We start from the raw sequence: 24377 nt of genomic DNA on the forward strand, positions 1-24377 counted from the left end.
AAGGTGATATGACCGATCCTGTTCTGGCTGCTCTCGATTTGCCCGATGCACTGCTGCATCGGCTTACCGGTTATAGCAGCCAGCAGGATGAGCTTGGCCGCTCGACCGCCAATGTCCTGCTTCTCGATCATGACGAACATGAACCGCTCGTTCTGAAAATCGAACCGGCAAGTACCGTCAGCGAACTTGCCGGTGAAGGCGCCCGGCTCGAATGGCTCGCAACGCAGGGATTGCCTTGCCCCAAGGTCGTTACGTACGAGACGCAGGCCGACCGCCACTTTCTTTTGATGACGCGCCTTGCCGGATCGGACCTCGCCTCATCTGTCGGCACTCTCCCGGCGGACCGCATCGTCTCCATTCTCGCGAAAGCCTTGAAGGCGCTGCACAGCGTCGATCCCGCCGCTTGTCCCTTCGACCACCGGCTGGACCGTCGCATTGAAGACGCGCGCAAGCGGGTCGAAGCCGGTGCCGTCGATGAAGATGATTTCGATGACGAGCGCGAAGGCCGCAGCGCCAAAGACCTGTTCACCGAACTTTGCCGCCTGAAACCGTCACAGGAAGATGTGGTCGTGACTCACGGCGATGCTTGCTTGCCAAATTTCATGGCCAGCGAATGTGCATTCACAGGCTTTATCGACTGCGGCAGGCTCGGCCGTGCAGACCGCTATCAGGATCTTGCACTAGCCTGCTGGAGCATTCGCTACAATCTGGGCGACGAATGGGTACAGCCTTTTCTCGACATTTATGGCGGCCCGGCAATCGACGAAACGAAAATTGCCTATTACCGTTTGCTGGACGAGTTTTTCTAAACCGGCATCGCTCAAGAACGCTTAGCCTTTCGTTTCCAAAAGCCGCTCAGCAATCTTCTCCGCCAGTTTTTCAGCCACTTGTTCCTTGCTCATTTCCGGCCATTCCTCGATGCCGGAACGGCTTAGAATGCGGACATGATTGCGGTCGCCACCCATGACGCTGCTGCCATCCGGCGCATGCGAAACATCGTTGGCGACGATCCAGTCCGCGCCTTTCTTCTCAAGCTTGGCTCTCGCGTTTCCGGCCACGTCCTGCGTTTCAGCCGCAAAGCCCACCACAAGACCGGGGCGCTTGTCGCTATGACCGACGCCGGCCAGAATGTCAGGGTTTTCGACCATGGCAAGCGTCGGCGCGCTTTCACCGGGTTTCTTCTTGATCTTCTGTCCGGCTTCATTGGCCGTGCGCCAGTCGGCAACCGCTGCAACCATAATTGCCGCATCGGCAGGAAGATGCCGCTCCACAGCAGCCTTCATTTCACGCGCCGTCTCGACATGAATGACATCGACGCCTTCGGGGTCAGGAATGGTGACCGGGCCGGACACCAGATGCACCGTCGCGCCGAGCCGCGCCAGCGCCGCCGCAATAGCGTGGCCCTGCTTGCCCGACGAACGGTTGGCAATGTAGCGCACCGGATCAATTGGCTCGTGCGTCGGGCCGGACGTCATGACAATGGTTTTGCCTGCAAGCGGCTTTGCCTGCGGAGCAAGCAGGTTCTCGATCGCCGCGACAATCGCCAACGGCTCGCTCATACGTCCGGTTCCGGCTTCACCGCTTTCCGCCATCTCCCCTCTCTCCGGGCCGATGAAGCGAACGCCGTCTTTTTCAAGCGTCAGGCGGTTGCGTCTGGTCGCGGGATTCTCCCACATGGCCGGGTTCATGGCAGGCGCAACAAGCACTGGAACTTTGCGAGCAAGCAGCACCGCACTGGCCAGATCATCGGCAAGCCCGTTCGCCATCTTCGCCATCAGGTCCGCAGTCGCAGGCGCGACGACGATCAGGTCCGCATCGCGGGCAAGCCGGATATGCCCGACATCCTGCTCGTCCTCACGCGAGAACAGATCGGTGAAGACATGATCGGCAGAAACTGCGCCAATGGTCAGCGGTGTCACGAATTGCTGCGCTGCAGCCGTCATCAACGGGCGCACATGCGCGCCACGTTCGCGCAGACGGCGGATGAGGTCCGGCGTCTTATAGGCGGCAATGCCACCACCGATAATGAGAAGAATGCGCTTCCCGGCCAGCGACGCACCCGCGCCGGGAGACACTGCAACAGCCTGTGGAGCTATATCCTGCCCGGCCAGCAGAATGCGTGCTTCCTCTTCCATGGAGCGCCCGTTCTGCGCTGCCCTGATACGCAGCCGTTCCTTGGCGTCATCATCGAGATTACGGATGGTAATGCTGGCCATTTGATTGCACCCGCTTGTTACAAGTGCAATCATTGAAATCACTTTAGAAGGTAGATGTCACCTTAAAAGTGATCCTACAGCCAAATATAAAGCTTAATCGCTATCGCTGCGAGTGAGACCGCAATCACCACCTGCGCGATGCGACCCCAACGTGAGTGGCGCGCTTCAGCCCGGCCGATAGCTTCTGCCGTCGCTTCGTCAAAGCGCAATCCGTTCGCAGCCATATCGTCCAGAGCAACGGAAACACGTTCCACACGCGCAACAAGTTCCGGTGTCTTACGCGTGAAATGCAGCAGCGAATAAGCGCTGTCCTTCGCATCGGCAAGCATACCTTGCGGTCCGAGATTCCTGGCGATCCAGTCGCCCACCACCGGTTCCGCAGCCTTCCACATGTTGAAATGCGGATCGAGCGTGCGCGACACACCTTCGACCACAACCATGGTTTTCTGAAGCATCAGGAGTTCCGGTCGGGTCTCCATGTCGAAAAGCTCGGTTACTTCGAACAGCAGCGTGAGCAGCTTGGCCATGGAAATGGTTTCCGCCGGCTGACCGTGGATCGGCTCGCCAATGGCGCGGATAGCCTGCGCAAAGCTCGCCACATCATGCGTATGCGGCACGTAGCCTGCTTCGAAATGCACTTCCGCCACGCGCATATAATCACGCGTGATGAAGCCATAGAGAATTTCGGCAAGGAAACGCCGCTGCTGCTTGTTGAGCCGCCCGGTGATGCCAAAATCGACCGCAACGATAATGCCTTGCGGATCAACGAACAGATTGCCCGGATGCATGTCGGCATGGAAAAAGCCATCGCGCAGCGTATGGCGCAGGAAAGACTGGATCAGCGTTTCGGCCAGTTTCTTGAGATCAAAACCGGCAGCGGCCAGCGCCGAAATATCCGACATCTTGGTGCCGTCGATCCATTCGAGCGTCAGCACATCGCGACCGGTGCGCTCCCAGTCCACCTGTGGAACGCGGAACCCCGCATCGCCCTTGATATTCTCGGCGATCTCGGACAGCGCTGCCGCTTCAAGACGCAGATCCATCTCGATGCGGGTTGTCTGTTGCAGCGTCTCGACAACCTGAACCGGGCGCAGGCGGCGCGTAAACGGAACATGACGCTCCTGCATGCGCGCGACCATGTAGAAACCTTCAAGGTCGCGGACGAAACGCTGGCGCACGCCCGGACGAATGACCTTGACCGCAACCTTCTGGCGCGTTCCGTCTTTCATGATTTCAGCTGGGTGAACCTGCGCCATCGACGCCGCTGCTATCGGCGCATCGAAATGCAGGTAAAGATCATCGATCTTGCGGCCAAGCGAACCTTCGATAGCAGCAACCGCGTCGACCTGCGGGAAGAAGTCGAGCCTGTCCTGCAAAAGTTCGAGATCGGCAGCGACATCGCGCCCGACAATATCGGGCCGTGTTGCCAGAAACTGGCCGAGCTTCACATAGGACGGACCAAGCTTGTTCATGGCCCGCGACATACGTTCGGAACGCTGCATGTGACGTGCGCGCGGACGCGCCAGAAGACCGGCAATCTTGTGCCCGAATGCCGGAAGGCCAGAGAGCCCTTCCACCGGCAAGGCGCTGATAACGCCTTCACGTGTCAAAACCCATCCGGCCCGCATCAGCCGGAAAGCGGCGGATAGATTACTCATGCCCCGATGCCCCGTTCCTGACCCCAACTCATCACAGGCACAATCAAAGCTTCCAGCCGGAATGCAGCGCGGCAATGCCGCCAGTGAAATTGCGATAGCTCACGCGCTCGAAACCAGCCTTCTCGATCATCGCGGCAAAATCCTGCTGCTTGGGGAATTTGCGGATCGATTCGACCAGATAGCTGTAGGAATCGGCATCGCCGGTAATCATCTTGCCGATACGCGGAATGGCGTGGAACGACCACTGGTCGTAAACCTTGTCGAGAACCGGCAGTTCAACCTCGGAGAATTCGAGGCAAAGGAAACGACCGCCCGGCTTCAACACGCGATAAGCTTCGGACAGCGCCTTGTCGATATGTGGAACATTGCGAATGCCGAACGAAATCGTGTAAGCATCGAAGCTCGCATCTTCAAATGGCAGCTCTTCGGCACTGGCTTCAACAAATTCGAGATTGTCGGCAAGGCCCTTCTTGATCGCCCGTTCACGACCGACGCCGAGCATCGAGCCATTGATATCAAGAATGGTGACATGGGCCTGACGACCGGAAGCCTCCACAATGCGGAAAGCAATATCGCCGGTGCCGCCTGCAACGTCGAGCGAGGTCCAGCCGGGGCGCTTCGATGGTGCCAGCCATGCGATCATCGCATCTTTCCAGACGCGGTGCATACCCGCCGACATGAGATCGTTCATCACGTCGTACTTGCTGGCGACCTTATGGAAAACGTCGTTGACCAGACCCTGCTTTTCGCTTTCGTCGACCGCCTTGAAGCCGAATGAATGCTCCATGCCACCTTGTGCGCCCACGCGGTCCGCATTGCCGTTCTGCTGGCTCATAGCTCATCCTGCTTTTGAATATTAAGACGAAAACGATTTCCGTAATGCATATAAAGCTTGTGCCAGACGATACAAGCAGAGACCGTCCTCCACTACCCCTTTTGTGATCCGGCACTTGTGAACTGTCTTGCGTTAGCGTTTAAAAATGGCCAAAGAGACATAAAACTGTGTGTGCGCGCTTGGCCCGGCGTTTTCTCCGGCGCAAACTGCCGCTAAAGTCAAAAAGATAACAAGAAAAGTGGAAAGATCATGGGCGTTACAGTCGTCAGCCATCCGCTTGTCCAGCACAAGCTCACCATCATGCGCAAGAAGGAAACGTCCACAGCCAGCTTTCGGCGGCTGCTGAAGGAAATATCGCTGTTGCTCTGCTATGAAGTGACACGCGATCTCGAACTGACCACCATGCCGATCGAAACCCCGTTGATGCCAATGGACGCGCCGGTCCTTGAAGGCAAGAAGCTTGTCTTCGCCTCGATCCTGCGCGCAGGCAATGGCCTTCTCGAAGGCATGCTCGATCTGGTACCCGCCGCGCGCGTCGCCCATATCGGCCTTTATCGTGATCACGATACGCTGCAGCCGGTCGAATATTACTTCAAGGCGCCGGAAGACATCGTCAACCGCCTCATCATCGTGGTCGACCCGATGCTGGCCACCGGGCACTCGGCAATCGCAGCCATCGATAAGCTGAAGGAACGCGGCGCGACCAATATCCGCTTCCTCTGTCTGCTGGCGGCACCGGAAGGCATCAAGCGCTTTACCGAAGCCCACCCGGATGTCGACGTGTTCACGGCCTCCATCGACGAACGTCTCGATGAAAAGGGCTATATCGTTCCCGGTCTCGGCGATGCCGGCGACCGTATGTACGGTACGAAGTAAGCATTAACCCGCACCTGCTAATGTGCCTGGAAACGGGGGCAGCATGGCGCGGGTTTTTACGATCCTTCTGGTATTTGCGGGACTGGCAATTGCCTTCCCGCTTCTGTTTGAAAAATTCGGGCAACAGCCTAAAGCCGGTTCAAACACATCCGCGACAGCTTCGACTGCTCCTTCGCAAAACCCCGCCGCCTATAGCGGACGCCGCACGCAGATCACACCGGACAGTCGTGGCCATTTCATCACGGACATAAAAATTGCCGGGCAATCCCTTCGTGCAATGGTGGACACGGGGGCGAGCGTGGTTGCGATCAACGCAAACGCTGCACGACGCATCGGCCTGTCGCTCAAACCCGATGATTTCAAATATCGCGTCTCGACCGCCAATGGCGAAACCCTTGCTGCATCCGCCATCCTGCCCAGCATCGAAATCGGACGCATTCGAGTAGAGGATGTGGAGGCCATGGTTCTGCGTGACGATGCCTTGTCCGACACACTTCTCGGCATGAGCTTTCTGAAACGTCTGCGTCACTATGAAGTTTCAAACGGCGTACTCGTGCTGACGCAATGATGTGATACCGTACTTCCGATATGGATCGAAAGTGGCTAAACCCCACTGACCACCGACGCCCAAATACCAATGGAAGCCAGCCATGACACCGGACCAGCGCCTGACCGAGCTCGAAATTCGCGTAGCCGAACAGGAAAAGACAATCGACGAGTTGTCATCCGTTCTGGCCGAACAATGGAAAACCATAGACCGGCTTTCCAAGAAGCTCGGCGCCTTGACCGACCGCTTTCTGGAACTGGAAGAACAGACTGCTCCGGACGTACCGGTCACCAAACCACCGCACTGGTAACACCATGCTTCAGATTGCCTCCCTCGCCGACCGCCCCGATCTCGTGCCCATTTGTGCCGCGTGGAACCATGCGGAATGGGGCGAATTTAGCGGCTCCACCCTCGAACAGACCGTCAAGGCTTTTAACGACATCTCCCGCGAAGACGATGGGCAGATAGCGCGAGTTGCCCTCTGGAACGAACAACCCGCCGGTCTTGCCCTTCTGATCCACAACGATCTGGAAACACATCCACATCTGAAGCCATGGGTGGCAAGTGTGTTCGTCGCGCCTGACTATCGCAGTAAAGGCATTGCCAAAGGTTTGGTTGGCGCCATCGAGGATGCCGCGCGGGAACTCGGCTATGCGGAAGCTTATCTTTACACAGACAAGCCCGACCTTTACCGCCAGATCGGCTGGAGCGATTTCGAGCATCTGGAAGGCGACTATGCCGGGATGCTGATCATGAAAAAGAAAATCGCGCGGTAAGGACCGCGCGATCTGTTGATTACAGCCCGCTTATTGTGCCAGCGGGATCGGGCAGCTCACGCCAGTGCCGCGCAATCCGCAATAACCATTCGGGTTCTTCGCCAGATATTGCTGGTGATAGTCCTCGGCATAATAGAGCTCCGGCGCATCCTCGATTTCCGTGGTGATCGGACCGAGACCACGACCGGCAAGCGCCTGCGAATAGGCTTCCCGGCTCTTTTCCGCCACATCACGATCTGCCTTGTCGAAAGTATAGATGACTGAACGATAGGTCGTACCGATATCGTTGCCCTGCCGCATGCCCTGCGTCGGATCATGCTCCTCCCAGAAAAGGGTCAGCAGCTCATCGAGGCTCACGACCTTCGGATCGTAGACAACCAGCACAACTTCCGCATGGCCGGTCAGCCCCGTGCAGGTTTCCTCATAGGTGGGGTTGGGCGTGACCCCGCCCGCATAACCGACAGCCGTTACATATACGCCTGGCACCTGCCAGAACAGGCGCTCGGCACCCCAGAAGCAGCCCATTCCGAACAGAACCTGCTTATAGCCTTCCGGCCATGGTTCTTTCAGCGGGCGACTATTGACGAAGTGGGTCGCAGATGTCGGGATCGGTTGCGCGCGTCCCGGCAAAGCTTCATCCGTCGAAGGCATCAGCGTCTTCTTGCGATAGCTGTCCAAGAAACTCATGGTATCCACCTCCTGATTATCGAGCGGTGAAGCGTCCCAGAGGGCGCTCCCGACGATGACCGATTGCATAGAATAAAAGGGCGAGAATGCCGAAAAGAAGCCAACCCGGTCGCTCAAGCAAAGGGATGCAGACGGCATTCCAAGCTCCTGCCCCTATATAGTGTGTCACGAACGTTTCTACATCGGCCAATGTCTCGGGTGCGTTGCGCGACCACATGGAAAAAAGCGGCTTCGCTATGAACTGCGACGCGCCGACGGAACGCGCGCCGTCAAGGACCGCGAAAATCACCGCCAAAGCCAGAAAAACAACCGCAAAACTACGCAATACAAATCGGATCACGATTCTCTGCCCCGGATTTCCTACCTTGATTTCGACGCCGGTTTTCTGACCGGTCTCCCGAAGATTTGTCTTTTTGATGTTGCTAAAGCATAGCACACAGAACCCGTCAGGCTCAAAGCCAAGCTGGAACACTATTGCACGATTAAAATAAAATATAATAATTTCAGACAGTTATATCGTTGATATCACTCTTTACACAGGCTCTGCGATTTAGACGCAAAAACTTGCAAATAGCTGTTGAACATATGCATTTTCTGGCTATATTCGCGCCGCACCCGCTAGTTGGCGATTAACCAGCGCCTGTTTCGAAAAGCGGTGTCACGTTTGCAGTCAGTTTTCACCGTGAGACACGGTTTCCCGACAGCAAGGCAGACGGAGAGGTGGCCGAGTGGTTGAAGGCGCACGCCTGGAACGCGTGTATACGGGAAACCGTATCGAGGGTTCGAATCCCTCTCTCTCCGCCATTTTATTTTCCCCACAACAGACGCGAGTTACCTCTTTCAAGACGGTAAACCGGTTACGGCATCCGCAACTCAGGCAATAAAACAGCCGGAGGTTTGGACCTCCGGCTGTGATTTTTAGTTCAGGCCTTCTTCCTTGAATGCCTTCTGCACGTTCGGGCGGGCCAGCACACGTTCGCGCAGTTTCAGCGCCTTGGGATAGGCGCTCAAATCGAGCTTTTGACCAACGCCCCAACCGATGATCACCGACGCATAGGCATCTGGTTGAGTGAAGTCATCGCCAAGCCAGTAGGCGTTCTTGTCCGACAGCATGGCTTCGAGCTGACCCAGACGACGATTGATGTTGGCGATGACGCCAGCCCTCGCTTCCTCGCTCAGGTTGGGCGCGAACAGGCCGCTAAAGGCCGCATGCAAATCCGAACAGAAGCCCAACGCTTCCTGCAGGCGTGCGCGTTCGATTGAACCATAGGCGGGCTTGAATGCTGCAACATCGGAATGATCACCGATATATTGGAGAATTGCCGCATTCTGCGTGATGACAGTGCCGGGCTTCACTTCCAGCGCCGGGACCGCACCGCGCGGATTGACTGCGAAATAATCGCCACCGTCCGCTGTCTTCTTGGCCTTGAGATCCACGGCCTCCAGCTCATAAGGCAGGCCCGCCTCGCTCAGAATGATGTGGGGTGCGAGCGAACAAGCGCCGACCTTGTAGTAAAGCTTCATAAAAATCTCCCATCAGTTTCGATGAAAGACCTCTATCAATTCTGGTGCGCCCCGCAAGGAATTGGGGATCACAATTCCTTGTGTAATTGCATTGGAGCGTTTTTCGATCAGACTGAATCAGATCGGCGCTCTAGCGGTTTGTTTTGACGAGCAATTTATCAGAAAAGCGATGCGATCCGCGCAGGCTTCGAAGACTGCATTCGTGTCACCACAACCATCTTGTTGAACTCGCCGCGCTTGAAGGCGCGCAGGAAGCGCGGATAGTCCTTGAACACGACACAACCATTGGAATCGCCACGGCGCCCCAGCATGAAAGTATGCGCCAGAAGGCCATCGCGATTATAGCGGTTGTTGCCGTCGACAGGCGTGAGGCGGATCGCCTCGACGCCATGGAACAAGGCCTCGCGCATGCGCAGATCATAGGTATGTGGCGGCGTTGGCCCGCGGTTTTTCTGGTTCACATAACGCGGATTGTCGCGCATCGGACCGAGGCCGGAATGGGCTTCAAGGCGCTCACCGCTCGGCAGGTAAACAGTGGCTGCAGAAATATCGTAGATGGCAACCTTGCTGCGTGCAGCCTGATTGAGAAGCGGGCTGAACAGGCCGGGACGCGGTTCTTCGGTTGCACCGCTTTCCGGCGCATAAGCGAGCTCGGTCTTCTCATGCATGCGGGAGCGGCGCAGCGAAGGCTTGGCGCCCGGCAGCGGCACATCATCGGGCAGGAATGCATCCCGGCTGGCTTCATCCTCTGCGGCCATGTCGGTTTTCTGATCCGGAGCAAGCTGCGGAACAGGAACGGCATTGCCGGTAGGAAGATGTGCCCGCCTTTCAACGGCGTCCATTTCTTCAGCTTGCGAAAGCGGATCAATCTTGTTGAAGGCCGCCGCTGCGTTCGGTGCGGTCGGCACTGGCGCATAGGCAGCCACAGTCACGCCAGCCGTCGCGGCAGGTTGCTTTTGCTCGACACTCGCCACAACAGGCTCGTCGCGCCTGACGCGATCAGCGCGCAATTCGATGAGGGATGCCGTATCGACTGGCTTGTCCTCGATCACGGAATCGGGACCGATATCAGCAATGATCGGCTGATCGTTTACGTTTTTGGCCCGGTGCCAGTCGAGGTTGGAATAGGCCGCATCAGCAGTGTAGGCATTGATGAAGCTCTGCCTGATCCGCCGCGATGGCGCGATCTTGTGATCAACGACGGCAAGTGCCTGCGGCGCGGTCAGGGAAACACGGCGCATGATCGGGGCAACAGGCGCAAAGGCCGGCACGACCGTTTCCAGCGTGCCGAGCGCAGTCATCATCCAGCTTCCGGCCACAAGTCCCGTCGCGGCGAAAATCGCAACGCGCGTAAAACCTTTGAAACCGAGCGGAAGTCTGATGCCGTTGCTGCGCGGAGCTGCGTAGCCATACACTTCTGTTACACACGCCATGATACAAAATCCGAATGGAAATCAACTTTCGCGGCACCGCTTTGCATGTCAGTTCGGCAAAAAGACGAACAAGACATGGCAAAGCGGTGACTGGAAGGTCATCTCCAGCATCGTCAATTATGGTAACCAAATCCTTTACGGAATGAAAAAATCCGGTTCAGCTGGCTTCGGAAACCAACTCAAGCGGTCAGCAGATAGGCGCCCTGTTTGGCGCTCGGGAATTCCAGCCCCTCCACCGCAACGCGATTGCGTCCACGGTGCTTTACCCGCATCAGGGCAAGATCGGCACGTGCGGCCGTTTCCCATAATGTTTCAGCGCCGCGCACCATGGCGATGCCGAAACTGCATGTCATGCGGCGGTCTGCAGGCAACATGGGAAAACTGTGTCGGGCCACGCGCCCGCAAAGCCTATCGCCCAGTCGCTCACATGTTTCGGCATCCCCCCGGACCAGAAGAACAAATTCTTCGCCACCGACGCGACCGACAATCGTTGTATTTGCTGCCACTGTTTGCAGAATGCAGGCAAACTCAACCAGCACCTGATCGCCGGTTGCATGACCCAGCTCGTCATTGATCGACTTGAAGTGATCTATATCCGCGATAATGACCCCATGATCACCACGCTGGGCCTCGGCCAAACGCATAGTCGCATGACGCTCAAGGCCGCGACGATTGAGAACACCGGTCAGCGGATCGGAGTCACGCTCTGCCTGCAATTCCTTGACCACATCCGAAGTTGTCACCACCAGAAGAACCAGACCGGCAAAGACACCCGCAAAGGCACCGAATATCATGATGCCCTGCCAATAGCGCGAATGAATGAGTTCCGACGGCCGCGTGATGTCGGCGGGGAGCCCAAGCGCCATTCCAGCCTGTACAAAGAAATGCACCATCAACAACAGCAATGCACCAAACAGCACGCGCTCAATCCAGCTTCGGCGTGCAAGATTGCGCGCCTGAATGCAAAGCACGGCCACCAGACTGCCCAGAGTCAGTTGGACAGTAGGCGCAATTCGCGAATAGCTCGTATCATTCGCAATGAAATAGGCCATGGCTCCAAGAAGACCGAGCCCGATCAGTCCCGATGCAAGGCGGGAATAACGTCCGCCCATGCGTATCATGACACCCTCGCAAAGCAGCCAACCGCCCAGAAAATGGAAAGTCGTGGCAACCGGCGAGGTCAGGGTCAAGTTGTTCGAGATCAGCGAGATAGGAACCAGAAGCCCGAAAGCAAAACTGGCGAAGCTCAGGCCGAAAAGCAAAAGATGCCTGCGCTTCGTGTCGAGCATCCAAATGCCTAACATCGTCGCAGCAAACAGCAATACTACCAGCGGCGGCACAAACTTCACGAACAGGCCCTAAATCGGTTGAAAATGAGAATGCTAAAACGCTATTTCAAATTGAACCCAATGTGCAATTACAAACCAGCATCAAAGTCAAGTTGTAAGCTTGCAATATTGATGAACACTAAAACCTAAAAGAGCAACACTGAGAATAAGCGATTGCTAAAAATAAATTGAAAACAACATCATTCAGCGAAAAACTCTTTTCACGCAGTTTTTACCTTCAGATTTATCCCCAGAAGCTTTTCGGCGATCATGCGGCCGATGGGTATGGAAGACGTCGCGGCCGGTGACGGCGCATTACACACATGCAGCATTCTCTCCGTTTCCTTGAAGAGAAAATCATGCACCAGCGTGCCGTCATCAAGAACGGCTTGCGCCCGTATTCCGGCGCCCGGCGCGCCAAGATCGGCAAGCTCCAGCGTCGGGCAATATTTGCGGCACTCTTTCAGATAGCGTGTGCGAGACGCGGAATTGCTGAACTCGGCTAAAGCCGAGCGCCAGTTCTTCATCGCCATCTTCCAGAAGCCGGGAAACGTCGACATATCTGCGACATCACCTGCACGGAAACTGCCTTTGTCGTAGCCTTCTCGCGAAAAACCCAGAACTGCGTTCGGGCCGACCGTGACACCGCCGTCAATCGTACGCGTCAGGTGAATGCCGAGAAATGGCAGGTCGGGATCAGGGATCGGATAGATCAAATGCTTGACGATATTCGCCTTCGATTTCGGCAAGGTGTAGTATTCACCGCGAAACGGCACGATGCGATGGCTGATATCCAATCCGGCAAGCCGCGCAATGCGGTCTGACTGCAACCCGGCGCAAGCGACCAGCTTGGAAGCACGCAAGGTCTCGCCATTTGCCGTTACCGCAACGCCTTTGCCATCCTCCCGGATTGCCGTAACCGGCGCCTTGAGCCGCACGATACCGCCGCGCTCAATGATTTCCGCAGCCATCGCCCGCGATATTTTCGCATAATCAACAATGCCCGTCGCCGGAACGAGCAGTGCCCCGAGGCCTGCAACCGCAGGCTCGACCTTGCGCAGAGCCTGCTGGTCCACATGCTGGAAGGTGATGTCGTTCTGGACCGCGCGCTTGGCGAGCGACTCCATGCGTTCGACTTCTTGCGAAGAGGTTGCGACCAGAAGCTTGCCGCATGTTTCAAAAGGAATGGAATATTGCCTGCAAAAGGCTTTCGTGGCTTCCGCACCCGCCCGGCACAATTGCGCCTTCAACGAACCTGGCTGGTAATAGATACCGGCATGGATGACGCCACTATTGTGTCCTGTCTGGTGGCGCGCGAAATCGCTTTCCTTCTCCAGCAGGATGATCCTTGCGCCCGGCTCCGCTTCCTGCATGGCTTTTGCTGTCGCAAGCCCGACAATGCCGCCGCCGATAACGCAATAATCATAATCTGCCACGAAGTCCCCTCCTCATACCCTTTCCCGGCGCAAGCGCCCTGCCTTGCTACCGCTCGACAGGATGATTACCTGTTACTTATACGATTGCGGCCTTGGTTGCAGCACCGCAAAATGGCATTCTTTGCCAAACCCGTTCCCCCATGCGGAGAAGTTCCATGCGCCATCAGTTCGACCTTTTTGCTCTTTCCCCAGCGGAAGGAGAGGAACGGGCAGAACTGCGCCCTGCCCGCGCCAAGCCCGGCAAGACGACCGGCATCGATGAAGCGGAAATGGTGCAGCGCCTGAAAGACAGCGGGCGTTACCGCATCCTGCAGCGGCTTGATCCGCCACCGACGGTACCGGATGCCGACCGGATCGCCTTTCCGCGACTGGGCGTCGTTGTCGACACGGAAACGACCGGCCTCAATCCCGCGCAGGAAGAAATCATCGAGATCGGTGCAGTTGCTTTCCGCTATGCGGATGACGGCTCCATTGGTGATGTCTGCGTCACGTTCGGCGCGCTGCAGCAGCCATCCAAGCCAATACCCGCTGACATTACCCGTATCACCGGCATTACCGACGATATGGTGAAAGGCCAGACGATCCCGCGTGAGAAGCTGGATGCGCTCATCGCCGAAGCCGATATCATCATCGCGCATAATGCCGGTTTTGACCGTCCGTTTCTCGAGCGTTTCTCAATCGCTTTCGCCAACAAGCCTTGGGCCTGCTCGGTCAAGGAGATCGACTGGACCGCACGCGGTTTTGAAGGCACCAAGCTTGGCTACCTGATCGGCCAGAGCGGCTATTTCCACAACGGACACCGAGCCGAAGATGACTGTCAGGCCCTGCTCGCGGTACTGAAAGAACAGTCTGGCGACACCACGCCCTTTGCCGAATTGCTGAAAGCAAGCCAGCGCGCGCGGATGCGCATCTATGCAGAAAACAGCCCGTTCGAAATGAAAGACCACCTGAAGGCGCGCGGCTATCGCTGGTCGGATGGCACGGATGGACGTCCGAAATCATGGTGGACGGAAATCGGAGAAGAGGAACTCGGAGCCGAGCTCGAATATCTGCGCACCGAGATTTACAACTGGCGCGATGCCGAACCGCTGATCCAGAAGCTGACCGCCGTGGACCGTTACAAGGAACGTGCTCCGCTTCGCCCGAAGAAATAAAAAGGCCGCAGATACGGCCTTTTTGTTACGGCGCGACTGATTCCGTCTATGGGTAGCCGAAAATGGTGGCACTCGAGAACCGGAGCGGAGTGTACTTAACGTACATGAGCACCGGAAGCGTAGAGCGACACCATTTGCAGGTAGCCAGAGGCGGAATCTAGAGGACTGGCCATGGCTTCTGCACGGGCCGCATCTCTTCATAAGCCTTTGCCAACCGCAGCACGCCGAGATCGTCGAAGCGCTGGCCGAAAATCTGCAGGCCGATGGGTAGTCCTGTCGACGTGTAACCGCAATTGATCGAGATCGCGGGTTGTTCCGACATGTTCATCGCAACGGTGAAGGCGATGTGCTCGAACGGACGTTGCGGATCATTGACCGGAGAGGCCCATTCCGCCGGATAGGTCGGCATTGGAGCAGTCGGCGAAATGATGAAATCGAACCCCTTGGAAGCGGCAAGCGCCGCATTGCGCATGGCGTCCATCTGCGCAAAGCCGAGATAGACTTCCTCGCCGGAAAGCCCTTCCGCCCTCTCGGTCCACTGATAGATATAAGGCAGTATTTTCGCACGGTTTTCCGGCGTCATCTTTTTGATGTCCGACCAGGAACGTGCGCGCCAGAAACGATCCAGACCATCGATCATGGTGCGGTTCAGGAATGGCGCAACCGGTTCGATGATCGCGCCTGCATCAGCGAAAAGCTTTGCCGCAGCTTCCACGGCAGCTTTCGTTTCTTCGCCAACTTCTTCGCCAAAACCGGCATCCAGCCAAAGGCCGATCTTCAAGCCCTTGACGTCGATACCGAGGTTCATCCAGTCGATATCCTGCTGGGGCAGGCTCATGCCGTCGCGGCGATCCGGTCTCGACAGAACCGACATATAGAGCGCGCTGTCGGCGACCGTGCGCGTCATCGGGCCTGCGACACGCCCCAGAAATGCCGGATCGATCGGGATACGCCCGAAGGACGGCTTCAGACCGACGAGACCGCACCAGCCGGCAGGCAGGCGAATGGAGCCGCCAATGTCGGTGCCGATATGCAAGGGGCCGTAACCGGCGGCACCGGCGCTGCCCGCACCAGCACTCGATCCACCCGGATTGGTGTTCAAATCCCACGGATTGCGCGCGAGCTTGTGGAAGCTCGACAGGCCTGAAGACAACATGCCGAGATCGGGCATGGTCGTCTTGGCGAGCAGCACGCCGCCAGCCTCGCGGGTGCGCGCAGCAGGCGGGGCATCGGCGACGGCAGGCTTCAGCGGCAGTGCCGCGCAGCCAAGCGGAACGGCGGTCCCTTCCGTCGCGATATTTTCCTTGATCGTCAGCGGCACACCATCGATGGGACCGGCAGGTTCACCCTTCCCCCAGCGTGCTTCGGAAGCCTTTGCCGAAACCCGCGCCGCATCCGGATCGTAAGCCCAGAGTGCATTGAGCTTCGGCTCATAGGCTTCGATGCGCGTGATCACGGCTTCCGTGACCTCGACCGGCGAAAGCGACTTCGCCTTATAGGCGGACACGAGTTCAACGGCTGACAAATCGGCTAGATTCGACATTGGATATTTCCTCAAATCACTCAGGCAATTTCAGTATGGAGCTTGGGCGTCGCACGCGCTTGCGGCGCCCCGAAAACGGTTTTGGCACGGCATCAACCAGCGCACGCGTATAATCATGCCGCGGATTGTCGAAGACCTCATTCGTTGGCCCCTGCTCGACAATATTGCCGCGATAGATCACGGCAACACGGTCGGTGATGGCGCGCACGACACCAAGATCATGGCTGATAAAGAGATAGGAGAGGCCGAACTTCTCCTGCAGGTCCATCATCAGGTTCAACACCTGCGCCTGAATGGAAACGTCGAGCGCCGAAACCGGCTCGTCCGCGACGATCAGCGCCGGTTTGGTGATCAGGGCGCGCGCAATGGCAATACGCTGGCGCTGCCCACCGGAAAACTCATGCGGATATTTTTCCGCCGATGCTTTTGGGAGGCCCACGGCTTCCAGCACTTCAGCCACGCGGTCGTCGCGGTCCTTGGAACTGGTGCCGCTTTCCAGCGACACAATCGGCTCGGAAATAATCCGCTTCACCGTATGACGCGGATCAAGCGAGCCGTAAGGGTCCTGAAAAATCGCCTGAAAGCCTTTGCGCGCTTCACGCAGGCCCGAGCGATCCAGCGCGTAGATATCCTGCCCGTTGATAAGAATCTGTCCCGATTGCGGGCGTTCCAACCCCATCACGGCGCGAGCCAGCGTGGATTTTCCGGAACCACTTTCACCGACAATGCCAAGGCTTTGGCCGGCCTCGATCTCCACATTCACACCATGCAGCACGCGCAACGCGCTCGTTCGTGAAAAGAAGGATGCCCGCGGCAATTGATATTCGCGCACCACATCGCGCACCTGCAAAATCATGTTGCTCATAACACCACCTCGCCGTCTCGCGGGTGAATACAGGCGGCGCGATGCGCGATGCCGTCATTCTCGGCGATGAAATCCAGCCCCGGTATCGCCCTTCGGCAATCGTCCTGCACGAAGGCGCAGCGGTCGGCAAAGGTGCAATAGGGCGGACGCGCCAGCGGGTCCGGCACAACGCCGGGAATGGCAGCAAGGCGCTGGCGTCCCGTGCCGTGACTGCGTACAAGTGCCGCCCCATGTGGAGAAGCCTGAAACAGCCCCCTTGCATAAGGATGCGCCATGCGATGGAACACCGCTTCCGTGCGCCCGGTCTCGACGATGCGGCCCGCATACATGACTGCAATACGGTCGGTCATTTCTGACACCACGCCAAGATCATGGGTGATCAGCATCAGGGCCGTGCCGGTTTCGTCGATCAGCTCATCCATGAGATCGAGAATTTGCGCCTGCACAGTCACATCGAGCGCGGTGGTCGGCTCATCGGCGATCAGCAAATCAGGCTCACAAGCGATAGCCATGGCAATCATCACGCGCTGGCGTTGCCCGCCGGAAAGCTGGTGCGGGTAAAGATCGAGATTGAAGCGCGGCGCAGGCAGCCCCACGCGATCAAGCAACTCGCGCGCCTTGCGCTCCGCATCGGCCCGGCTTTCGCCCAAATGCAGACGGCGACCTTCGGCAATCTGTGCGCCTATGGTCTTGACCGGATTGAGCGCCGTCATCGGTTCCTGAAAGATCATCGCCATGCGCCGCCCGCGCATCCTGCACAGTTCCGCCTCCGGCTTGTTTGCCAGATCCTCACCGTCAAAACGCAACGTGCCGCGCACGCGCATACGGTCCGGCAGCAGGCCCATGGCGGCAAGGGCAGTGATCGACTTGCCGCTGCCGGACTCACCCACCACGCCAAGGCGTTCACCGCGATTGAGCGTCAACGTGATATCGGACACGATATCCGCGACCTTGAGGCCAATAGGCAATTCAACGGACATATTGTCCATTTCAAGCAAAGGTGTTGTCATCTCTGCCTCCTGACGCGCGGATCAAGCACATCGCGCAATCCATCGCCCAGCATGTTGAGACCGAGCACGGCGAGCGTGATGGCAAGGCCGGGGAAAATGGCGAGCCATGGCGCGTCGTAGATAAAGGTCTGTGCATCGTTGAGCATCTTGCCCCAGCTTGGCATCGGCGGCTGGGTGCCAAGCCCGACATAGGAAAGGCCCGCCTCGGCAACGATGGCGAGTGCGAACTGGATCGTCGCCTGCACGATCAGCACATGGTTGATATTGGGCAGCACATGCAAAAGCGTGATCGAGACATCGCCACGCCCGGCGCAACGCGCAGCCTGCACATATTCGCGCTTCCACAGGCCCAGTGATGCGCCACGCGTGACACGCGCAAACACCGGGATATTGAAAATGCCGATGGCGATCATGGCATTGACGGCACCGGGCCCGAAAATTGCGGTGATGATGACGGCGGTAAGAAGTGCCGGAAATGCAAAGGCCAGATCGGTCATGCGCATGACAAAGCCGTCCACCATGCCGCCGCGTGCAGCCGCGAAGGCACCAAGCGGGATCCCGATACCGGCACCAACGAGCACGGCAATGATGGAAACGGCGATGGAGTTGCGCGCGCCGACCATAATCATGGAAAACACGTCGCGCCCGAAATTATCCGTGCCGAACAGATGGCTGAAACTCGGACCTTGCAACTTGTCACGGAAGTTCATGGCGGTCGGCGAATAGGGCGTCCAGACATAGGAGATAACGGCCATCGCGACGAGGATGACCGTGATCAGTGTACCGACAGCCAGGCTGCGGCTCAGCAGCACTGTTTTGAACACACCCGGTTTCGGAAGAGCTTGCGCTTCACTCATCGGCTGCCTCCTGTCGAAAGGCGCGGATCGATGAAGCCATAGACAAGATCGACAATGAAATTGACCGCGATCACGGAAGCGGCAAGCAGCGTCACCAGTGACTGCACGGTGACGAGATCGCGCTGCGCGATGGCTTGAAACACCAGCCGACCAAGACCGGGCAGATTGAAGACGTTTTCGATGATGATGGTTCCCGCCAGCAGAAAGGAGAATTGCAGGCCGATGATGGTGACAACCGGGATCAGCGCATTGGGCACCGCATGACGCCAGAGTGCGGCGTTGCGTGTCAGGCCCTTGGCACGCGCAGTCCGCACGAAATCCTCACCCAGAGTTTCGATGACGGCGGAGCGGGTGACGCGGGCCAGAATGGCGGCAAGCGGCAGCGCCAGCGCCAGCGCCGGCAGGAACAGCGAACGGATGCCATTCCAGAAGCCGCCTTCCCAACCCGCAAAGCCAGATGCAGGAAACCAGCCGAGCTGCAAGGCGAAGAGCAGGATCAAAAGCAGACCGAGCCAAAAATTCGGGATTGCGACACCAACCTGCGCCACGCCCATGGAGAGCACATCGCCGGTCCTGCCGCGCTTGGAAGCAGCATAGACGCCGACCGGAATGGCGACCGCGACCGACAGAACCATCGACAAAAGCGCCAGCGGCAGCGTGACCATGATGCGCGGTCCGAGCAATTCGCTGATCGGCACAGAATAGGTGTAGCTCGTGCCGAAATCACCTTTCAGAAAACCGCCAATCCACGAAAGATAGCGCCACCACAGCGGCTGATCGAGGCCGAGCTGCTTGTGAAGTGCTGCCAGCGTTTCAGGCTGCGCATTGATGCCGAGGATAACCGCCGCCGGATCCCCCGGTAGCACCTGCATCAGCAGAAAGACGATGACGGAAGCCGCAAGCGTCGTAAGCAGAAGCGAAACCAATCGCCCGGATATATAAGCCAGCAAAGCGACCTCCTTGAAAAGACGGATATCCGCTTTCCACATTCCAACTCGCCGCACGCCCTCCCCTTATCTTTATGGGGTGCGCGGCCATTCGCGTAAAACCGCCCCGCCGGACATACGACGGGGCAAGCTAGTTATTCAGCCCAATAGGCTTGTGTCAGGTCGTCAGCCGGGATTGGCATGTTCTTCCACAGACCCTTCACATTCTTGTTCCACACACCGATTTTCGGCAGCGCATAGAGGAAGATGTTCGGCTCGTCGGCAGCAAGTTTTTCCTGCAGCTTCTTCACGAGTTCGAGCTGCTCTTCATCGCTTCCAGCCTCGGCATAGGCCTTGTAGAGCGCCTTATATTCCGGGTTGTTATAGTTGAAGTAGTATTTGTCGCGGGCATAGATATCGAGATCACGCGCTTCGGTGTGCGCGATGATCGTCGCGTCGAAATCCGAGCGCTTGAACACCTGATCCAGCCATTGGGCAAACTCGATCGGTACGAGATTGGCCTGAATGCCGACTTCCGCCAGCATCGCTGCAATGATCTCGCCGCCGCGGCGCGCATAGGCCGGAGGCGGAAGCGTGATGGTGATCGAGGTGCCAGCCGGAACGCCAGCTTCTTCCAGCAATTGCTTCGCCTTGGCCGGATCATACGGATAGGTTTCCGACAGATCGATATAGCCCGGATCGACCGGCGCATAATGCGAGCCGATGGGCGTACCGAAACCCGAATAAACACCTTCGATCAGCGCCTTGCTATCGATGGCATGGGCCAGTGCCTGACGCACCTTCAGATTATCGAAAGGCGCCTTGGCATTGTTGAGCGACAGCAGAACCTTGCCTGCCGTATCGCCCACTTCGACCTGCAGCTTGTCGTCGCTCTTGAAGCGGCTGATCAGCTCCGGTGCCTGAAACATCGGGAACACGTCGATGTCACCGGCAAGGATAGCAGCAGCAGCAGCCGACGGATCGCTGACGAAGCGGAACGTGACGGCGGAAAGCTTTGCAGGCTCCCCCCAATAATCCGGGTTGCGCTCCAGCTCGACCCGGTCGCCCTGCACCCAGCGCTTGAACTTGAACGGACCCGTGCCCACAGGCTTGGTCTTGTTGTCGCCAGCCGAATTCGGCGCGACCATGACCGCATCACCCCAGCCCATATTGAACAGGAAGTTTGAGGTCGGGCGCTTCAGCGTCACAACGGCGGTCGCGGGATCAGGACATTCCGTGCTCGCAATTGGCTCAAAAAGACCCTTTTGCGCATTGGTCGAATCCGGAGCCACTGCGCGTTCATAGGAGAACTTCACCACCGAGCAGTCAAACGGCGTGCCGTCATGAAACTTCACGCCCTGATGCAGCTTGAATGTATAGGTTTTCTTGTCGTCGGAGACGGTCCAGCTTTCAGCCAGAAGCGGCTTCACCGTGCCATCCTCGACAATGCGCACAAGACCTTCATAGAGGTTGGCATAGGTAACCTGCCGGATACCAGCAGCGGCATTGGCGGTCGGGTCCAGACCCGGCGGCTCCAGCACTTCGCCGACCACCAGCGTATCCTTCGCGAAGGCACCGTTGATCGATGCCAGCATTGTAGCCGTTATAAGACCGGCTTTCAGTAAATTACCCATGGGTTCCCCTATCCCTCCAACTTTTAAATCGAACGCCCGCCATCCACGTCGAGCGCAACCCCGGTAATCATAGAGGCAGCAGGCGAGCAAAGGAAAGCCGCTGCTTCAGCCAGATCGTCGGGTTTCAACAGGCGGCCCATCGGGATGGAATCGCGGAACTTCTTGCGGATTTCCTCGGTGTCCTCGCCCATGAATGTGGTGAGAAGCGGCGTTTCACCGGCAACAGGGTTCAGTGCAACCACGCGAATCTTCGCTGGAGCAAGCTCGATAGCCAGCGCCTTGGTCACGGAAACGACCCAGCCCTTGGTGGCATTGTACCAGGCGAGATTGGGACGCGGACGTCCCGCACCGGTCGAAGCGACGTTCAAGATAACGCCCTCTCCATTGCCCTTGAAATGCGGGATGAGCTTGCGCGTCATCAGATAGACACCGCGCACATTGACGCCGAGAATGCGGTCGAATTCTTCCGGCTCAACCAGTTCGGCATTTTGCGGTTTATGGCCGATACCGGCATTGTTAATCAGAATATCCACCTTGCCGAATTTCGACAGAGCGGCTTCCACTGCGGCATCGACATCGGCTTCCCTGGAAATATCGGCAGCAACGGCGAGTGCCGCGTCACCGATTTCGCCTGCGACGCGCTCAGCGCCTGCCTTGTCGCGGTCGACGATGACGACCTTCGCGCCGCCATCAGCGAAGCGCTTTGCCATGCCTTCGCCAAACCCCGAACCTGCTCCCGTGATGAGCGCGACCTTACCTTCAAGCGACACTATGTTTCTCCCGAATGCTATTTTCATCGCATTTTCAGACGGGAAACCGGTTCCCACTTTCCCTGAAAATGCTATTTCAGCCGTGCCAGACCGAGATGGTCTTCAGCGAGGCAAATCCATAAAGCGCCTCAAAACCCTTTTCGCGGCCATGACCGGATTTCTTCACGCCGCCGAACGGCAGTTCGATACCGCCGCCAGCACCATAATTATTGATGAAGACCTGCCCGGAATGGATGGCCCGCGCCAGGCGGAACTGACGCCCGCCATCATTGGTCCAGATGCCGCAGACGAGGCCATAGGACGTGCCATTGGCAATCGCGATGGCTTCTTCTTCAGTGTCGAAAGGCAGAATGACCTGCACCGGACCAAAGATTTCTTCCTGCGCCAGACGATGATCGGCAGGCACGTCGCGGATCAGCGTCGGCAACACATAGGCCCCGCCTTCCGGCGCGTCTTCTGCCAAAACGCCTTGCGCAGCAATCGCCAGACCGCTCTCTTTCGCAAGATCCAGATAGCCGTCAACAATCGCCTTCTGGCGCTGCGACACCACTGGGCCAACAGACAGATCGGCACTGGCCGGGCCAACCTTCAATGTGCGATAACGCTCGCTCATGCGGGCGACGACTTCCTCATAAATGCTACGCTCAACCAGAATGCGGGACGACGCCGAGCAGGTCTGACCGGCATTCTGAATTCCCGCATTGACCAAAAACGGCAAAGCGCGGTCGAGATCGGCATCAGCGAAAACGATCTGCGGCGATTTTCCGCCGAGTTCCAGCGTCACCGGCACGGTGTTCTTCGCAGCCGCAGCCTGCACCGCTTCACCCGTGCGCACCGACCCCGTAAACGAGATGTGATTGACGTCTGGATGTTCGGAGAGCGCCGCACCCGCTTCCGCACCAAGTCCAGTCACCACATTGAGCGCGCCCTTCGGCAGACCGGCCTTTTCGGCAATTTTTGCAAATTCCAAGATGGTCAGGCAGGCTTCTTCAGCAGGTTTGACCACGGCTGCATTGCCCATGGCCAGCGCTGCGCCGAGGCTGCGGCCCAGAATCTGCATCGGATAGTTCCACGGAATGATGTGGCCCGTAACGCCGTGCGGCTCATAGATCGACAGAACCGTAAAACCGTTCTGATAAGGCAGCGTGTCGCCATGCACTTTGTCAGCGGAAGCGCCATAAAACTCGAGATAACGCGCCAGTGCAACCACATCGGCGCGAGCCTGAGTGACCGGCTTGCCGACATCTTTCGATTCCAGATCAGTCAGAAGATCGATATTCTTTAGCACTTCATCCGAAATGTGGTGCAGCACACGGCCACGCTCGGTCGCGGTCAGCTTGCCCCAGTCGCCGGAAAGCGCCTTGCGAGCTACCGCCACGGCCTGATCGATATCGGCCTTGGTGCCCCGCGCAATCAGCGCAAGATCGCTGCCGTCGGAAGGATTTCGGAGCGTGATATGCTCGCCGCCAACGGCATCCTGCCATTCGCCTGCGATGAAATTGCCATAACGGAGCAAGCCGGCTCCTCCCGTCTTGTTCTCATGTTTCATTTTCATTCTCCCGAAGAGGCATTTCCGCCTCCAGTCTCGCGGTTGTGGCGCGAATATGCGCCCGCGCCAGCCGCTCGGCTTCCTCCCCATCGCGCGAAGCGATGGCTTCGACAATGGCTCCATGTTCGCGGATCGCATCGCGCGCCCTGTCAACGGACAACGAGAACGAAGGCGCAAAAACCTGCGATGTCATCCGCAGAAGCGGCACGAAGGCGATCAGCGAAGCGTTGCCCGCCGTGTTCATCACCGCCATATGAAAATCGACATTTGACTGGGTATAGGCTTTCGGGTCCCACGGATCGACGACCGTGCCCTGTCCAGCAACATGCGCACGCAGTTTTGCAATATCCGCATCGCTCGCCCGTTCGGCGGCAAAGCGCGCAGCCACACCGTCCAGCACTTCGCGCACGGCATAAGCATCGATCAGACGGGTGAGATCGGCGGAAGCGACACGCACCCCCCGACCTGGCAGGTGAATGACGAGCCCATCACGCTCCAGAACGCGCAAGGCTTCACGCAAGGGCGTCCGGCTGATGCCGAACTCAGCCGCTATATGTTCCTGCCTGAGTATCGCGCCCGGCGCATAGTCACCAGCATAGATTCGCTCACGAAGTGCCTCTGCCACTTCGTCCAGCAAACGGGTCTGACTGCGCCATTCAAAAGCCGCCAATAGAAAAGCCTCCCAACTTTTCTGGACACAATATCCTGGATACAAAATCAGTCAATCTGAAAACGGATGTGCTTTTCAGAAAT

At 57.7% G+C, this 24377-nt stretch carries 24 protein-coding genes and 1 tRNA gene; 7 read left to right on the top strand and 18 right to left on the bottom strand.

Annotation, left to right across the window (positions count from 1 at the left end; all coding sequences use genetic code 11):
* Positions 1 to 8 precede the first annotated feature (8 nt).
* A complete protein-coding gene (locus AC1RHM_RS05230) occupies positions 9 to 809 on the top strand; it encodes an APH(3')-II family aminoglycoside O-phosphotransferase (RefSeq protein WP_010659386.1) in 801 nt (266 codons plus the stop codon).
* A gap of 21 nt (positions 810 to 830) precedes the next feature.
* Here the strand turns inward: AC1RHM_RS05230 and coaBC are convergent, their stop codons facing one another.
* From coaBC to ubiE, 3 genes are all read right to left on the bottom strand, one after another.
* Positions 831 to 2216, bottom strand: a complete 1386-nt coding sequence (gene coaBC / locus AC1RHM_RS05235) for a bifunctional phosphopantothenoylcysteine decarboxylase/phosphopantothenate--cysteine ligase CoaBC (RefSeq protein ID WP_226622093.1) — start codon at positions 2214 to 2216, stop codon at positions 831 to 833.
* Positions 2217 to 2290: 74 nt separating this feature from the next.
* Entirely contained in the window at positions 2291 to 3874 is a 1584-nt protein-coding gene (ubiB, locus tag AC1RHM_RS05240; protein WP_010659384.1) for a 2-polyprenylphenol 6-hydroxylase, read from the bottom strand.
* A gap of 43 nt (positions 3875 to 3917) precedes the next feature.
* On the bottom strand, positions 3918 to 4709 hold the full coding sequence (gene ubiE, locus AC1RHM_RS05245; RefSeq protein ID WP_010659383.1) for a bifunctional demethylmenaquinone methyltransferase/2-methoxy-6-polyprenyl-1,4-benzoquinol methylase UbiE: 792 nt from the start codon (positions 4707 to 4709) through the stop codon (positions 3918 to 3920).
* Positions 4710 to 4958: 249 nt separating this feature from the next.
* Here ubiE and upp point away from each other — a divergent pair, with 249 nt between their 5' ends.
* From upp to AC1RHM_RS05265, 4 genes are all read left to right on the top strand, one after another.
* Positions 4959 to 5585 carry a uracil phosphoribosyltransferase gene (gene upp, locus AC1RHM_RS05250; RefSeq protein WP_006467614.1) on the top strand — a complete coding sequence of 209 codons (627 nt, stop codon included), beginning with the start codon at positions 4959 to 4961 and terminating at the stop codon, positions 5583 to 5585.
* A 43-nt stretch (positions 5586 to 5628) separates the two neighbouring features.
* A complete protein-coding gene (locus tag AC1RHM_RS05255) occupies positions 5629 to 6153 on the top strand; it encodes a retropepsin-like aspartic protease family protein (protein WP_010659382.1) in 525 nt (174 codons plus the stop codon).
* 82 nt (positions 6154 to 6235) lie between these two features.
* Positions 6236 to 6442: a SlyX family protein gene (locus tag AC1RHM_RS05260; RefSeq protein WP_010659381.1), complete on the top strand. Its 207-nt coding sequence runs from the start codon at positions 6236 to 6238 to the stop codon at positions 6440 to 6442.
* A 4-nt stretch (positions 6443 to 6446) separates the two neighbouring features.
* Entirely contained in the window at positions 6447 to 6908 is a 462-nt protein-coding gene (locus AC1RHM_RS05265; protein ID WP_010659380.1) for a GNAT family N-acetyltransferase, read from the top strand.
* 30 nt (positions 6909 to 6938) lie between these two features.
* Here AC1RHM_RS05265 and msrA read toward each other — a convergent pair whose 3' ends face one another.
* Both msrA and AC1RHM_RS05275 read right to left on the bottom strand, forming a co-directional pair.
* Positions 6939 to 7595, bottom strand: a complete 657-nt coding sequence (gene msrA / locus AC1RHM_RS05270; RefSeq protein WP_010659379.1) for a peptide-methionine (S)-S-oxide reductase MsrA — start codon at positions 7593 to 7595, stop codon at positions 6939 to 6941.
* A gap of 16 nt (positions 7596 to 7611) precedes the next feature.
* A complete protein-coding gene (locus tag AC1RHM_RS05275) occupies positions 7612 to 7935 on the bottom strand; it encodes a hypothetical protein (RefSeq protein WP_010659378.1) in 324 nt (107 codons plus the stop codon).
* Between the two features lie 374 nt (positions 7936 to 8309).
* Here AC1RHM_RS05275 and AC1RHM_RS05280 point away from each other — a divergent pair.
* Positions 8310 to 8399: transfer RNA gene (locus tag AC1RHM_RS05280), tRNA-Ser, on the top strand.
* A gap of 114 nt (positions 8400 to 8513) precedes the next feature.
* Here AC1RHM_RS05280 and gst read toward each other — a convergent pair.
* From gst to lhgO, 4 genes are all read right to left on the bottom strand, one after another.
* Entirely contained in the window at positions 8514 to 9119 is a 606-nt protein-coding gene (gene gst / locus AC1RHM_RS05285; protein WP_010659377.1) for a glutathione transferase, read from the bottom strand.
* Positions 9120 to 9277: 158 nt separating this feature from the next.
* Positions 9278 to 10552 (bottom strand): DUF2778 domain-containing protein, encoded by a 1275-nt coding sequence (locus AC1RHM_RS05290; protein ID WP_029929381.1) that lies wholly within the window; start codon positions 10550 to 10552, stop codon positions 9278 to 9280.
* Positions 10553 to 10731: 179 nt separating this feature from the next.
* On the bottom strand, positions 10732 to 11901 hold the full coding sequence (locus AC1RHM_RS05295; protein ID WP_029376031.1) for a GGDEF domain-containing protein: 1170 nt from the start codon (positions 11899 to 11901) through the stop codon (positions 10732 to 10734).
* Positions 11902 to 12101: 200 nt separating this feature from the next.
* Entirely contained in the window at positions 12102 to 13316 is a 1215-nt protein-coding gene (gene lhgO / locus AC1RHM_RS05300) for an L-2-hydroxyglutarate oxidase (protein WP_010659373.1), read from the bottom strand.
* 155 nt (positions 13317 to 13471) lie between these two features.
* On the opposite strand from lhgO, the gene AC1RHM_RS05305 reads away from it, so the two are divergent.
* Positions 13472 to 14470 carry a 3'-5' exonuclease gene (locus tag AC1RHM_RS05305; RefSeq protein WP_010659372.1) on the top strand — a complete coding sequence of 333 codons (999 nt, stop codon included), beginning with the start codon at positions 13472 to 13474 and terminating at the stop codon, positions 14468 to 14470.
* 157 nt (positions 14471 to 14627) lie between these two features.
* Here AC1RHM_RS05305 and AC1RHM_RS05310 read toward each other — a convergent pair whose 3' ends face one another.
* The 9 genes from AC1RHM_RS05310 to AC1RHM_RS05350 all read right to left on the bottom strand — a co-directional run bounded on the left by AC1RHM_RS05310 (position 14628) and on the right by AC1RHM_RS05350 (position 24294).
* Complete coding sequence (locus tag AC1RHM_RS05310) at positions 14628 to 16013, bottom strand: amidase (RefSeq protein WP_010659371.1); 1386 nt, start codon at positions 16011 to 16013, stop codon at positions 14628 to 14630.
* A 16-nt stretch (positions 16014 to 16029) separates the two neighbouring features.
* Complete coding sequence (locus AC1RHM_RS05315; protein ID WP_010659370.1) at positions 16030 to 16878, bottom strand: ATP-binding cassette domain-containing protein; 849 nt, start codon at positions 16876 to 16878, stop codon at positions 16030 to 16032.
* Complete coding sequence (locus AC1RHM_RS05320; RefSeq protein ID WP_010659369.1) at positions 16875 to 17888, bottom strand: ABC transporter ATP-binding protein; 1014 nt, start codon at positions 17886 to 17888, stop codon at positions 16875 to 16877. The genes AC1RHM_RS05315 and AC1RHM_RS05320 overlap by 4 nt, the downstream gene beginning before the upstream one ends.
* A complete protein-coding gene (locus AC1RHM_RS05325; protein WP_010659368.1) occupies positions 17885 to 18745 on the bottom strand; it encodes an ABC transporter permease in 861 nt (286 codons plus the stop codon). Before AC1RHM_RS05325 ends, AC1RHM_RS05320 begins: the two co-directional genes overlap by 4 nt.
* Positions 18742 to 19695 (bottom strand): ABC transporter permease, encoded by a 954-nt coding sequence (locus AC1RHM_RS05330; protein ID WP_010659367.1) that lies wholly within the window; start codon positions 19693 to 19695, stop codon positions 18742 to 18744. Before AC1RHM_RS05330 ends, AC1RHM_RS05325 begins: the two co-directional genes overlap by 4 nt.
* A 131-nt stretch (positions 19696 to 19826) precedes the next feature.
* Complete coding sequence (locus tag AC1RHM_RS05335) at positions 19827 to 21305, bottom strand: ABC transporter substrate-binding protein (protein ID WP_010659366.1); 1479 nt, start codon at positions 21303 to 21305, stop codon at positions 19827 to 19829.
* Positions 21306 to 21328: 23 nt separating this feature from the next.
* Positions 21329 to 22075 carry a glucose 1-dehydrogenase gene (locus AC1RHM_RS05340; RefSeq protein ID WP_010659365.1) on the bottom strand — a complete coding sequence of 249 codons (747 nt, stop codon included), beginning with the start codon at positions 22073 to 22075 and terminating at the stop codon, positions 21329 to 21331.
* Positions 22076 to 22151: 76 nt separating this feature from the next.
* Positions 22152 to 23624: an aldehyde dehydrogenase family protein gene (locus tag AC1RHM_RS05345; protein WP_010659364.1), complete on the bottom strand. Its 1473-nt coding sequence runs from the start codon at positions 23622 to 23624 to the stop codon at positions 22152 to 22154.
* A complete protein-coding gene (locus tag AC1RHM_RS05350; RefSeq protein WP_010659363.1) occupies positions 23614 to 24294 on the bottom strand; it encodes a GntR family transcriptional regulator in 681 nt (226 codons plus the stop codon). Before AC1RHM_RS05350 ends, AC1RHM_RS05345 begins: the two co-directional genes overlap by 11 nt.
* Positions 24295 to 24377: the final 83 nt, after the last annotated feature.

Source organism: Brucella sp. GW823-FHT04E01 (assembly GCF_058796175.1).

Coding starts and splice junctions, on each gene's coding strand:
- AC1RHM_RS05305 (WP_010659372.1), top strand. CDS start 13,472: ATGCGCCATCAGTTCGACCTTTTTGCTCTTTCCCCAGCGGAAGGAGAG.
- upp (WP_006467614.1), top strand. CDS start 4,959: ATGGGCGTTACAGTCGTCAGCCATCCGCTTGTCCAGCACAAGCTCACC.
- ubiE (WP_010659383.1), bottom strand. CDS start 4,709: ATGAGCCAGCAGAACGGCAATGCGGACCGCGTGGGCGCACAAGGTGGC.
- AC1RHM_RS05255 (WP_010659382.1), top strand. CDS start 5,629: ATGGCGCGGGTTTTTACGATCCTTCTGGTATTTGCGGGACTGGCAATT.
- AC1RHM_RS05260 (WP_010659381.1), top strand. CDS start 6,236: ATGACACCGGACCAGCGCCTGACCGAGCTCGAAATTCGCGTAGCCGAA.
- gst (WP_010659377.1), bottom strand. CDS start 9,119: ATGAAGCTTTACTACAAGGTCGGCGCTTGTTCGCTCGCACCCCACATC.
- AC1RHM_RS05290 (WP_029929381.1), bottom strand. CDS start 10,552: ATGGCGTGTGTAACAGAAGTGTATGGCTACGCAGCTCCGCGCAGCAAC.
- AC1RHM_RS05335 (WP_010659366.1), bottom strand. CDS start 21,305: ATGGGTAATTTACTGAAAGCCGGTCTTATAACGGCTACAATGCTGGCA.
- coaBC (WP_226622093.1), bottom strand. CDS start 2,216: ATGGCCAGCATTACCATCCGTAATCTCGATGATGACGCCAAGGAACGG.
- AC1RHM_RS05325 (WP_010659368.1), bottom strand. CDS start 18,745: ATGAGTGAAGCGCAAGCTCTTCCGAAACCGGGTGTGTTCAAAACAGTG.
- AC1RHM_RS05265 (WP_010659380.1), top strand. CDS start 6,447: ATGCTTCAGATTGCCTCCCTCGCCGACCGCCCCGATCTCGTGCCCATT.
- AC1RHM_RS05230 (WP_010659386.1), top strand. CDS start 9: ATGACCGATCCTGTTCTGGCTGCTCTCGATTTGCCCGATGCACTGCTG.
- ubiB (WP_010659384.1), bottom strand. CDS start 3,874: ATGAGTAATCTATCCGCCGCTTTCCGGCTGATGCGGGCCGGATGGGTT.
- AC1RHM_RS05310 (WP_010659371.1), bottom strand. CDS start 16,013: ATGTCGAATCTAGCCGATTTGTCAGCCGTTGAACTCGTGTCCGCCTAT.
- msrA (WP_010659379.1), bottom strand. CDS start 7,595: ATGAGTTTCTTGGACAGCTATCGCAAGAAGACGCTGATGCCTTCGACG.
- AC1RHM_RS05345 (WP_010659364.1), bottom strand. CDS start 23,624: ATGAAACATGAGAACAAGACGGGAGGAGCCGGCTTGCTCCGTTATGGC.
- AC1RHM_RS05320 (WP_010659369.1), bottom strand. CDS start 17,888: ATGACAACACCTTTGCTTGAAATGGACAATATGTCCGTTGAATTGCCT.
- AC1RHM_RS05315 (WP_010659370.1), bottom strand. CDS start 16,878: ATGAGCAACATGATTTTGCAGGTGCGCGATGTGGTGCGCGAATATCAA.